The sequence below is a fragment of the Corynebacterium sp. LK10 genome (assembly GCF_008042455.1).
Classification (GTDB): Bacteria; Actinomycetota; Actinomycetes; order Mycobacteriales; family Mycobacteriaceae; genus Corynebacterium; species Corynebacterium jeikeium_D.
Genome location: NZ_NOVT01000021.1, coordinates 23489 through 35658, shown reverse-complemented (window position 1 = coordinate 35658; position 12170 = coordinate 23489). Strand labels below are relative to the sequence as shown.

General features: G+C 59.5%; 13 protein-coding genes. All 13 read right to left on the bottom strand.

The window, feature by feature from the left end:
- Window positions 1-85 precede the first annotated feature (85 nt).
- The 13 genes from CHU70_RS08775 to CHU70_RS08715 all read right to left on the bottom strand — a co-directional run bounded on the left by CHU70_RS08775 (window position 86) and on the right by CHU70_RS08715 (window position 12143).
- Window positions 86-1405, bottom strand: a complete 1320-nt coding sequence (locus CHU70_RS08775; protein ID WP_070439639.1) for an ammonium transporter — start codon at window positions 1403-1405, stop codon at window positions 86-88.
- Window positions 1406-1660: 255 nt separating this feature from the next.
- Window positions 1661-1942, bottom strand: coding sequence for an acylphosphatase (locus CHU70_RS08770; protein WP_049171546.1), 282 nt, complete (start codon window positions 1940-1942; stop codon window positions 1661-1663).
- Window positions 1932-3392 carry a sodium:alanine symporter family protein gene (locus CHU70_RS08765; protein ID WP_070595161.1) on the bottom strand — a complete coding sequence of 487 codons (1461 nt, stop codon included), beginning with the start codon at window positions 3390-3392 and terminating at the stop codon, window positions 1932-1934. Before CHU70_RS08765 ends, CHU70_RS08770 begins: the two co-directional genes overlap by 11 nt.
- A gap of 18 nt (window positions 3393-3410) precedes the next feature.
- A complete protein-coding gene (gene mutM, locus CHU70_RS08760; RefSeq protein ID WP_070595145.1) occupies window positions 3411-4274 on the bottom strand; it encodes a bifunctional DNA-formamidopyrimidine glycosylase/DNA-(apurinic or apyrimidinic site) lyase in 864 nt (287 codons plus the stop codon).
- Window positions 4274-5002, bottom strand: a complete 729-nt coding sequence (gene rnc, locus CHU70_RS08755; RefSeq protein WP_038628630.1) for a ribonuclease III — start codon at window positions 5000-5002, stop codon at window positions 4274-4276. Before rnc ends, mutM begins: the two co-directional genes overlap by 1 nt.
- Before the next feature lie 42 nt (window positions 5003-5044).
- A complete protein-coding gene (locus CHU70_RS08750) occupies window positions 5045-5605 on the bottom strand; it encodes a DUF177 domain-containing protein (protein WP_070595147.1) in 561 nt (186 codons plus the stop codon).
- Window positions 5606-5634: 29 nt separating this feature from the next.
- Complete coding sequence (locus CHU70_RS08745; protein ID WP_049171555.1) at window positions 5635-6396, bottom strand: DivIVA domain-containing protein; 762 nt, start codon at window positions 6394-6396, stop codon at window positions 5635-5637.
- A 10-nt stretch (window positions 6397-6406) separates the two neighbouring features.
- A complete protein-coding gene (gene coaD, locus CHU70_RS08740; protein ID WP_049189535.1) occupies window positions 6407-6880 on the bottom strand; it encodes a pantetheine-phosphate adenylyltransferase in 474 nt (157 codons plus the stop codon).
- 45 nt (window positions 6881-6925) lie between these two features.
- Entirely contained in the window at window positions 6926-7492 is a 567-nt protein-coding gene (gene rsmD / locus CHU70_RS08735) for a 16S rRNA (guanine(966)-N(2))-methyltransferase RsmD (protein ID WP_049189536.1), read from the bottom strand.
- Window positions 7493-7765 (bottom strand): acetyl-CoA carboxylase biotin carboxyl carrier protein subunit, encoded by a 273-nt coding sequence (locus CHU70_RS08730; protein ID WP_049171558.1) that lies wholly within the window; start codon window positions 7763-7765, stop codon window positions 7493-7495.
- A gap of 24 nt (window positions 7766-7789) precedes the next feature.
- Entirely contained in the window at window positions 7790-9940 is a 2151-nt protein-coding gene (locus CHU70_RS08725) for an ATP-dependent DNA helicase RecG (protein WP_049171560.1), read from the bottom strand.
- A 4-nt stretch (window positions 9941-9944) separates the two neighbouring features.
- Window positions 9945-11471 (bottom strand): DAK2 domain-containing protein, encoded by a 1527-nt coding sequence (locus tag CHU70_RS08720; RefSeq protein ID WP_147719071.1) that lies wholly within the window; start codon window positions 11469-11471, stop codon window positions 9945-9947.
- Window positions 11472-11477: 6 nt separating this feature from the next.
- Entirely contained in the window at window positions 11478-12143 is a 666-nt protein-coding gene (locus CHU70_RS08715; RefSeq protein WP_147719072.1) for a uracil-DNA glycosylase, read from the bottom strand.
- Between the last annotated feature and the right edge of the window lie 27 nt (window positions 12144-12170).

Here is a 12170-nt window from a genome sequence, read left to right as displayed (position 1 = left end):
GCAATATCTTACCCGTAGTTACGGTTTGGAGCTGAATTACCCCAAGCACGCACCCTGTTACACAAGATTGTTTACACAGCGTTGTTTACACCACTGCCTGCTTAGTTGACGCGTAGGCCGACTCACCGTGCTGAGCGACGTCGATACCAGAATGCTCCTGCTCGCCGTGGATACGCCAACCGACGGTTGCCTTCAGGACTCGGGCAATGATGTACGTCAGCACGCCTGAGAACACCGCTGCGACGACAGCAATAATGACCTGGATGGCAAACAACTTCAGGCCGTCGATGCCACCGCCGGTAAGCAGTCCGCGATCATTAGCCAGCAGGCCAACACCAATCGTTCCCCACATAGCTGCAACCAGATGCAGACCAACCACATCCAGGGTGTCATCGAAGTTGAATTTGTACTTCAAGCCCACTCCCCAGCAACCCAGCGCACCGCCGATATAGCCCAGAATGATTGAGGTCACTGGGTTCATATCTCCTGCGGCCGGAGTAATAGTCACAAGCCCTGCGATGACACCCGAAGCGGCGCCCAGCGAGGTGGGATGCCCATCACGAATACGCTCGAGTGAAATCCAGCCGAGCATCCCCACGCACGCTGCCACCGTCGTATTCAGCCATGCCAGACCAGCGACACCGTCGGCCGCAAATGCCGAACCGCCGTTGAAGCCGAACCAGCCGAACCACAGCAGTGCAGCACCCAGCATGACGAGTGGCAGATTGTGCGGGCGATGCTGGCTGCCATCGATGGACTTGCGCTTACCGACGATAATCGCCAGCACCAAAGCGGCAGTACCAGCAGCAATGTGCACAACCGTACCGCCAGCGAAGTCAATTGGAGCGATCAATGCTTCACCGTCAGCGGTACCGAACAGCTTTGCCGACAGCCCCTCTGCCGAGTGGCTCAGCAGGCCACCGCCCCAGACCATGAAGGCCATTGGGAAGTACACCAGCGTCGTCCAGAAGCCGACGAAAATCAACCAGGTGGAGAACTTCACGCGTTCGGCCAGCGCCCCAGAGATCAGCGCTACAGAAATCGAGCAGAACGTGAGCTGGAACCCAATGTCGATGATGTTTGGGTAACCGTTCGCACTCGCAATGTAGTTGCCGTCGCCATCCGTGATTGAGTTACGCAGACCGAAGAACTCGAATGGGTTGGCAAAAACACCACCGATCGACTGCGATCCGTAGGACATCGACCAGCCCCACAGCACGTAAATGGCACCGACAACGCCGACAGCACCAAAGCTCATCATCATCATCATGTTGAGCACCGACTTCTGTCGCGACATGCCGCCATAGAACAGCGCGAGCGCCGGTGTCATCAGCAAAACCAACGAAGCCGAAATCAGCATCCACGCTGAGTTTCCAGACTGTGCAATTACTTCTTCAGGCGTCATATGTGCCTCCCCTGCCTGTCAGTAGGTAGTTATTAACTTAATCCACTCGCCTTTCGTATTTACGTATTCTTTTTCCCGGTTGCGTAGGTTTTTAGCGCTCTGAGACCTCTACAACGCACCAATCGACTACCTCAAGACACGAAAAATCCCCCGCCAACTGCGCAAAAACAATGACATAGAGCGAGGGATAGAACGTATTCGAATTTTTCGGATTCCTACACCGACATGGGGGGGAGGAAGGCAGTTGGCACCCGCTTAACGACGGTCAAACGTGCTCAATGCACCCTTCGGTTCCTGCCATAACGGCACCACTGCCGTCACATCGCCCGGAGTATTCGGCCCCTCAAGCCAAGCGAGCAAACTCTCACAGTCTGCCCGTGGCCCTTCAGCAACAACTAACACCCGACCATCCGGGTAGTTCTGGGCGTAACCAACCAACCCCAACTCCAGAGCCGTCGCGCGGGTGTACCAGCGAAAACCAACACCTTGAACACGACCGTGTACCCACGCGGTGAGGCGGACGTCGTTAAGCAACATCGGACTCACGCACTGTCATCGGGTCGGAACCGTCCCAGCACTCAATCTTGTCGTGGCCGCGGACGTTAGGCAGATCATCGCGGTGGAATACCGGATTAAGCCCCTTGGACTTCTGCTCGGAGTAATTCTTTAGTAGGGCGACAGCTACGCCGCCCAGCGGCAGAATGGCGATGATATTGATGGTGGCCATGAGTGCGGAGAAAGTATCTGCAAGCGACCAGACGAGCGGCACGGAACCGACAGCTCCGCCAATCACGCACAGGATGACCAGGACACGCACGGTGTTCAGGACAGCCTTGCTCTTTGACAGGAACGGGATATTCGCCTCGGCGTAGTAGTAGTTACCCACCAGCGAGGAGAACGCGAGGAAGAAGATGATAACCGTGACCGCGTGGATGGCCCACGTACCCACCTGCGCCGACAGCGCAGCCTGAGTTAACGCGGTGCCCTCCGCATCGCCGCCGAAGGTCGGATCGGACAACAGGATGATAACTGCGGTGATAGTACAGACGACCCAGGTGTCGAAGTAGACGCCCATCGTCTGGATGAGGCCCTGTTTGACCGGGTGCGACACCGACGCCGTAGCCGCCGCATTTGGTGTGGAACCCATACCGGCCTCGTTGGAGAACAGACCACGGCGAATACCCTGCATCATGGCGGTACCGACAGCGGCACCAGCGATCTCACGGATACCGAAGGCGTGCTCGAAGATGAGCTTGATCATGCCCGGCACTTCAGTGATATTGAGAGCCAGCACAATCAGACCGAGGATGATGTAGGCCACGGCCATGATCGGTACGACAATTTGCGTCACCGCCGAAATGCGCTGCACACCACCGAAGATGATGACGCCGGCCAAGATTGCCAGCACAATGCCGACGCAGAATTTAAAGATCGGCGTTCCCTGACCAGTCGACTCAGCCACAGCCGCCGTGATTGAGTTGGACTGCACCGCATTGAACACAAAACCGTAGGTCACCGTGATAGCGATGACGAAGAGCGACGCCATCCAGCGCCAGTTCTCTCCCAGCCCCTTGGTGATGTAGTACGCGGGCCCTCCTCGGTAAGAGTCCTTATCCCGCACCTTGTACAGCTGTGCCAGCGTAGACTCCACGAAGCTGGTTGCGCCACCAATCGCGGCGAGCAGCCACATCCAAAACACCGCGCCAGGGCCACCGGTGGTGATCGCCACCGCCACACCTGCGACGTTTCCGGTACCCACGCGTGAGGCTGCCGAAATTGTAAAGGCCTTAAAGGCCGAGATGCCCTTGACGCCCTCAGAAATATCAGAGGGCTTTTCAGTGATGGCCCTGAACATCTCCGGGATGTACCGGATCTGCACCATGATGGTCCGCCAACAGAAGTACAAACCTGTACCAATCAGCAGAACAATCATGAGCAGCCAGTACTTGTCATTCCAAGCATTTACCCAGTCGGTTGCTTGCTCCATGAAACTCATAAGGAAATTCTAGCGCTGACAGGTGGGACACAGATAACTCGATCTATTCCCAAATGGCAGACGGACAATTGCGCGCCCACACCTCGGGCACGGCTCCCCCGCTTGTCCATAGGCGTTCAAGCTCCGCTCAAAATAGCCGCTTTCGCCGTTGACATGCACATATAACGCATCGAAGCTCGTGCCGCCGGCCGCTAGCGCCCGTTCGAGCACGGATTGTCCCTCGCGCAAAAGCTTCGCTAAACGACGGACCGAAAGGTCACACGCCGGCACGCGACCATCGACCTTCGCCGCCCAAAGCATTTCGTCGGCATAGATGTTGCCGATACCCGACACAATGTTCTGGTTGAGCAATACGGCCTTGATCGGTGAACGCGACTTCATCATGCGGTGTGCAAGTGCAACCACATCGACGGTGGGCTCCAATAGATCGGGCGCGATCTTGGCTGCGGGTTCCGGAACCACGCGTCCATGGGATTCGACCATTTCACAGGCCCAGACCCAACCAAAGGTGCGCTGATCGTTGAAGTTGATTAGGTGCCGAGCGCCGTCCGGCAGGGCGATGTCGAAAGCGGCTCGGGTGTGACGGCCAGGCAGCGTATCGGGAGTGTACGGAGCTTCCACGCGCAATTGGCCGCTCATGCCCAGGTGGATGGCGATTGCGGAGTCGTCGTCAAGCGTGAGCCACATGAACTTGCCACGACGATCCGTAGCGACAACCGTCCGCCCGCGCGTACGACCGGTAAACTCTGCGGCACCACCGGGTTGGCGCCGCACGGCACGAGCGTTGTAGACGAAGGAATCGTCGATGCGGCCACCGACGACGTAAGTGTCGAGACCGCGGCGTACGGACTCGACTTCAGGAAGCTCGGGCATTATGCCAGTGCAGTATGTGCCTGATGCGCGGCGTGCATCTCGGCTTCCTTCTTCGTGGCGCCGGTACCGCTGCCCTTAACCACGCCGTCAACCAGCACGTCGACGTAGAAAGTTAGGTCATGGTCGGGGCCGGTGGTGCGCACAGTGTACTCGGCAGCCGGTAGTTGCTTGGCCGCCAGGCGCTCCTGCAACAGCGTCTTCCAGTCCCGACCGCGAGACTCCGTCGGGGCATCGTCAATCATCTGGTTGAACAGGCGAAGCACGGTCTCGCGGGCAACCTCAAAGCCATGCTGCAGGTATATGGCACCCAGCAGCGCCTCGGTGGTGTCAGCGAGAATCGAGTGCTTATCCGCGCCACCGGTGGCCTTCTCACCGCGACCGAGGAGAATGTGCTCCCCCAACCCGATACTGCGGGCCAGGTCAGCCAGCGCGTACATGTTCACGACACCTGCGCGCATCTTGGAAATATCCTGCTCAGCACGGTCCGGGAAGCGACGGTAGAGTTCTTCAGCAACGCACATGCCCAGCACGGCGTCGCCCAGGAACTCTAGACGCTCGTTATTGGTCAGCATGCCATTTTCATTTGCGAAACTGCGGTGGGTCAGAGCGAGCTTCAGGGACTCCTCTGGTAGTTCAACACCGAGTTTTTCCAGCAGCGGGGCGTGATCGACGGCCTCAAAGGCCGCCTTTCTAGCGGCTTCACCGGTTAGCCGACGCTTGCGGCTCATCCGTTATATCTCCTTTAAAGTCTTCGTCTAAGTCGTCGTCGATTACTTATCGTCCCCGAGCGAGCCAAACTTTTCCGCCAGGCCAGCCCAACGCGGATCAATGCGCTCCTCTTCACCCGAGATGCCGTCTGGCTCCGGCACTTCTGAGTCCGACTCAGCACAGCTGGAATCGAAATCCAGACAGGTCGGATTGAAGGGCAGATTCAAGCCCGCCTCATCGATGACGGCTTGAGTGATATCCACCGTATTGTCGACGATCTGGCCAACTTCGTCCTCAAGGTCTTCTTCCTCGGCATCGTCGCCTGTGATGAAGTCCTCGTTGTTGGAAAAGACAGCCGAAATGTGGAAGCTGAGCTCCGGATTCAGCGGGGCTAGGCAGCGGACACACTCGCCGGTGGCCTTGGCAGTCACAGTCGCGTCAACCATGACACCACTGCCGAGGTTCGTGACAATGCCGTCAACGACAACCTCCTCGCCAGCGGCGATGCCAATCATCTCGACACCAACGCGGACGGGGCTATCGCCTACCTTGCGGAACTGCTCGGGCATGCCGCCCTGCAGACATGTCGAAACGTCCAGAACAAATGGGGATGAGTCAGTCATGATAGACCTCAGTCTACCCCGAAGATGCGCTAACGCTCGTACCGGCGGCGTTCCTGCCCCTCGGAGAAGGAAGACGGCGCGCTCTGTGCCCCTGCACCACCGCCGACGGCACCGGCCCCCGAACGCAGTACCGAGCGATTGCGACCGACATTACGCAGGGTCTCCTGGAGAGTCTGTTCAAACTCGGCGAGCTTGGAATCAACGTAGCGGTCACACTCTTCACGGAGGCGAGAGGAATCCGCGTGTGCGTCGGAAAGCAGACGATTCGCCTCGTCGTTGGCTTCGCGGACGACCGTTGACTCAGCGACCAGGCGAGCCTGCTCCTCGCGGCCTTCCGCAACGGAACGCTCGTAGGATTCGTTACCAGCGTGAATCAGGCGATCGGACTCGGCAGAAGCACGATCCACAATGCTGTCGTACTCGTGCTGAGCATCCTCGCGGAGGCGACGGGCGTCGTCCTCAGCGGCCGCGACGGTGCCAGCTGCGTGGGCATTGGCATCCTCGACGGTGTGGTTAGCGCGGGCCTCGGCCTCGTCGACAATGCGATGGGCTTCTTCATCCGCAGTCGAAATGGTGTTGTTCGCCCGGGCTTCAGCATCGTTGATAATCTCATCCCGCTGGTCCAAGACATCCTGCGCGTCATCGAGCTCAGCCGGGAAAGCATCCCTCAGCTCATCGAGCAACTCGAGAACACGCTGACGCGGAACCATACAATTGGCCGACAGTGGCACGCCGTGTGCCTCTTCTAGGATCTGGACCAGTTCATCAAGAGATTCGAAGACGCGAAACATGACTTACATGCTACTTCAGTCGGCGCTGCAGGGCGTGCAAGACAGGCTCAGGAACTAGCCCTTCCACCGAACCGCCGTAGCGAACAACTTCCTTCATCAGTGTCGACGACACATGACCGTACTTCGGATCAGCTTCCACAAAGAGAGTCTCAATGCCCGTCATGCGCCGATTCATCTGCGCCATGGGAGCCTCGTACTCGTAGTCCGCCGCCGAGCGCAGCCCCTTGACCAGGCAGGAGATGCCCTGCGCGGAGGTGTAGTCAACCAACAGCTTCGACCAGGAGTCCACCTGCACATTGTCCAAGTGCTGCGTGCACTGCCGAATGAGGTCCATGCGCTCTTCGACATTGAACATGCCCTGCTTATTCGGGTTGTGGGTAACCAGCACGGTCACCTGATCGAATTGGCGCGCGGCTCGCTCAATCACATCGAGGTGACCAGAGGTCATGGGATCGTAGGAACCGGGGCAGCATGCGTGAGTCATAGAGGTCAAACCACCTTTGGCCGTCGTAAAGCGTAAAGAAGAACGTTAAGCGTTGTAGATAGCGGTGTCGAAGCGCGCCAAACCGTGAATGCGACGCTTCAGCTTCTGCTGGAGCTGTTCGTAGCCCTCGGGCCACTGCGTCTCCTCGTCATCGCGGTGACGCTCCACAGTCACGACCGCGCCCGGCGCGAGGAAGCTACGCAGCGCCTCGAGCATCTCTGTAACGGCCTCCCCCACCAACTCATAGGGCGGATCCGCGATGACGCGGTCAAAAGGCTCGCCCGGCGCGCCCGCAAGGTACGACGACACTTTCATCGGAGACAGGGCCACATCGGGATGCCCCACGGTGCGAATGTTCTTTTCAATAGCGGCAATGGCGTTCGGATCGTTTTCCACCAACACGACGGAACGCGCGCCGCGAGAAGCCGCTTCCAAACCGAGCGCACCCGAGCCAGCAAACAGGTCGAGAACGCGAGTTCCCTCTAGCCCAAAGCGTGTGGACCAGGAGGAAAAGATGGCTTCCTTCGCGCGGTCACTAGTTGGCCGAGTGGTCTCTCCCTTAGGCGCGACTAGCCTACGACCGCGTGCCTCACCTGCAATAATGCGGGTCATCTACTTCCCTTCGTGCGATGTGTTCTCGTTGCCGTTGTGCTGTGCCGTGGCGCTGTGAGTTGCTGGCGTGATTCTTGCCAGCAGCTGACCGCCTTCGACATCCACAAATTGATCTGCCGCCACCTCCGCGACCGTGCCCGGGCAGGGCGCTAAAACCGGCGCTTCTAGCTTGACGGCCTCCACGACCGCAATAACCTGACCGGTCGTCACCGAGTCTTTCTCGGCGACCTCCCAGCGGACTACTCCTGCAAAAGGTGCACAGACATCTACCATGCCCAACAGTCTACTTTGGTCTTACTAGGAGCGGTCCAAGTAGTTCGACTGCTCTTCATCGATATCGGAGATAAGCTCTCCCACAAGCCTCTCATCAACATCGAGAAGAGCCATGGCATCATGTCGGGTGCGCTCGATGATTTCGCCGTCGGTGGTGAGGTCCACCAGGCCGAGGCCGGTTGCCAGTCCCGATTGGTCATCGCCGAGCAGATCGCCGAAACTACGCGTGGCCAGGTCCAGCTCCGCCAGTTGAATGCCGTCGGTGGTGGCGGCAATGCGGTCCAGCCGGGTGCGCTCCGGTGTCTGCGAATGCGTGTGTGTACATAGGAAGCACAGGCCACCACGGTCACCACGGCCGACACGACCGCGCAGCTGGTGAATCTGCGAGATACCGTAGCTCTCGGCGCGGCGAATCATCATGATCGTGGCCTCTGGTACATCCACGCCGACTTCGATAACTGTGGTGGACACCAGCACATCCAGCTGTCCTGTGGCAAAGGCCTGCATCACGCGGTCTTTGTCCTCCGGTGCCATATTGCCGTGCAACTGACTGATACGTACACCGGGCAGTTTTTTCCTCGCTCGGTCGAACACCGCCTCCACGGACTCGTCGAGGAACTGTTCCTCATCGCGGGTAATGCGGGGACAGACAATGAAGGCGCGGTTGCCCTTGGCCACTTCTTCCCCAATCCGCTCCCAGGTTCGTGCCTCCCAGCGCGGCTTTTCCAGCGTCGGTACGACAAAAGATTGGATCTCCTGACGTCCCCGTGGCAATTCCGTCAACTGCGAAACTGCGAGGTCGCCAAAAATGGTCATCGCTACCGTGCGCGGAATCGGGGTTGCCGACATCACCAACAGATGCGGTGTCATTCCACCCCGTCCCCTGCTTCGCAGCTGATCGCGCTGGCGCACACCAAAGCGGTGCTGCTCATCGACGACCACCAGCCCGAGATCGAAGAACTCCACGCCCTCACTGAGCAGGGCATGCGTGCCGACGACAATGTCAGCCTCCCCGTTGACTGCCTCCAACAGGGTTGCCCGGCGCTCCTTCGTCGACATCGATCCCGTCAACAGTCGTACAGTCACTGCTACTCCGGCTTGCTCCAGCATCGCTGTCAGCGATCGGTAGTGCTGTTGGGCCAGGACTTCCGTCGGCGCCAGCATCGCGCACTGCCTGCTGGAATCGACTGCTTGCAGCATTCCCAGCAGGGCCACCACGGTTTTACCCGAGCCAACTTCACCTGCTAGCAGGCGGTTCATCGGGTTAGACCTCGCTATATCCTGCGCGATATCGGCTGCGACCGCGACCTGACCGTCGGTAAGCGAAAACGGCAACCCCCGGCGTAGCTCGTCGCGAAGTCCCCCGGCGACTTCCATGCAGGCCGGAGCGGTGAGACTCGCTTGAGTACGCTTGCGTGCACCAACGGCGAGCTGGAGCTCAAGCGCTTCGTCGTACTTCAGTCGGGCAAGCGCGATGTCGGGGCCCGCGATGGAGGGAAAGTGTGCGCCACGCAGTGCGGAGTCGAAATCGGTAAGTCCCTCCGGCGTGGCGGGCAATGGGTCTGGCTGCAGCGGTAACCATTCGAGGATGCGCTGCATGTACAGAGCCAGGTGAATACCCGCTACTCCTTTACGGCCACGGTAAATGGGCAGATAGGGGCGCGTGAGCAGCCGCTGCATCTCCGCAATCCCCTTGGCTGTCTTCGTCAGTGTGGCCAGCTTGCCAGTGGCTGCGCCTACTGAACCGTCGGCTTTGAGCACCATGCAATCAACATTTTTCAGCTGTAGCTCATTGCGGAACTCGCTGAGCGTGCCAACAATGAGTAGACGCACACCGGGGTGCAGCATATTGCGCAGCCATTCGGCACCGAAAATCGCGGCCGGAAGAATGCGCACGCCGTCGCTGACATAGATTTTCAGTGGCTTGCGTCGGTCGGCGAAGGCGGGCGCTGGCGAAATGCTGTGCACCTCCACGACTGTGGTGATGGTGTCGCCAATGTCGGAAAATGACACATCTAAGCTCTTACCCTGCGCCACGTAGCGCTTCGGGAAATTCGTCAGCGCATCCGAGACGGTCTCCATACCAAAAGCCGTATGCAGCTTTTTTGCAGTCTTTGGCCCCACCACGATATTCAGGGGCGTGCGCGCATAATCCGAGCCGAGCCATCCGAGCATCGCGCTACTCGATTCCTACCTGCACCAGCTCATCGATGCCGGTCGCATCATAGGCTACGACCTCCACAGGCTTGTCCAGCCGCGCCCGCACTTGCGCTATGTCCACGCCCTCAGCTCCGCGCCCGAGCAGCAGAGTCACTAGTTCCCCGCCGCCAGCCAACAGGTCTGAGATGGTCTCTGTGAGCGCGTCAGTCAGGGGCTTATCGACGTCCGCAGCGACTACAGCCGTTCGCGTGCCATTGGCAGCCTCTCCCATCGCATACGCAGCAACCGCCAGCGGCAGCTCAGCCGAATGCACGGCCAAGGCAGCAAGGCCAGCCGGAATGGAGTCTGTGGACACTACCGCGAGAGTCGGATTAGCCGCAGCAGCAGCGAATTCGATATCCGCCAATTCCTGGTCGCTGACCAGCCCATTTGGCAGCAGGATAACCTCGTCCGCGCCCCTCATGGCAGTCAGTGCCTTGGTGACCACATTGTCAGCGAACTCCTGGTCGGCGATGGCTGCGCGATCTGTGGGAGTGGATGTGGGAGTCGGAGCGGGGGTCGGGCTGATAGCAATCGCCCCAGAGGAGGTGATGAGATCATTCAGCGGACCATCCGGCACTACCGCAATGAGGATGCGAGTGGAGTCAGGTGTTGTCTCCGGCTCATCGAGCACCTCGATACGGATGCGTTCCGGACGACCGAAGTCGAGTGCCGCCTCAATAACTGCGCCCGGCTCCACTGTGTGGATATGCACCATGTACTGCGTGGTCTCCGCATTACCAGCATCACCTGCGATGATGAGCGAATTGCCCAGCGAGTTCAACCGCTCTCGCAGCGCTTCCACCGCCTGGGTATCCGCCAAGGAAATCAGGTACATGACCTCCATCTCAACGGTGGCTACGTGTGGCGCGTCGACATGCAAATCGACCGGTGCGGCTGCGCGGCCGCTGACTTCGTCGGCAAGCGCGTCGAGCAGAATGACCAACCCCGCGCCGCCGGCGTCGACCACGCCCGCCTGCTGCAGTGCCGGGAGCTGGCTAGGGGTTTTCGCCAGCGCATCGCGAGCGGCATCCGCGATCGTGTCGGCGAGCTCCTCAATCGAGTCGCCCTCAAATTCCTCCGCGGCAATCGCGGCGTGCCGCAGGACTGTCAGAATCGTGCCCTCCACTGGATTGGCAATCGCCTGGGAAACATGTTGCACAGCTAGCTTTAGCGAGTGTTGTACCGACTCAACGCCAATGCCACTACCGGAGGCAGCCTCAGCCACCGCGCGAAAAACCTGCGAGAGCACAGTGCCCGAATTACCGCGGGCACCGCGCACTGCACCGGCAGCTAGGGCCGCGGTGACTGCGCGAACATCGGAAGCGTCAGCCTTTTGCGCTTCCTCATAGGCCGAACTCAACGTCGCGAGCATATTCGACCCGGTATCGGAATCCGGTACTGGGAAGACATTGAGACTGTTGATCTCATCGCGGCGGGATTGAAGCGCGTCAATCCCCCGGGCAACCCAGCCGACGATGGCGGCAGAACCAATCTGCAAAGACATGAATTCCTATTCTAGCGTCCAGTCGATAGGGGTAGCTCCCTGACGAATCAGCGACTCATTGGCCCGGCTGAACGGACGCGACCCGAAGAACCCACGGGATGCCGACAGCGGTGACGGGTGCGGCGAACAGATGCAGTCCACGCCCGGGAGCCAACGCTGCAAACTCTGCGCGTCGCGTCCCCACAGAATGGCCACGAGAGGCTGATCACGGGCGACCAATGCTTTGATGGCATGCTCCGTGATTGCCTCCCAGCCCTTACCGCGGTGCGAGGCAGCAGCACCCGGACGTACGGTCAACACACGGTTGAACAGAGCTACGCCCTGCCTACTCCACGGAGTGAGGTCACCGTTGGAGGGAGTCGGGAGCCCCAGGTCGGAGGAATACTCCTTAAAAATATTCGCCAACGACCGCGGTACCGGCTTCACATCCGGCTGGACCGAGAAGCTAAGCCCCATCGCATGCCCCGGGGTCGGGTACGGGTCCTGACCGATAATGAGCACCTTGACCTCATCGAATGGATAAGTAAAGGCGCGCAGCACATCGGTGCCCGCGGGCAGGTAACCGTAGCCGGCCGCGTTCTCCTCGCGCAGGAACTGCCCCATCCGGTGGATGTCATCGGCCACTGACTCCAGCGCCTTCTGCCACCCTTCTTCGACCGGCAACGGATCCATGTCATGCAGCCTTTCTTCTCAAAACCT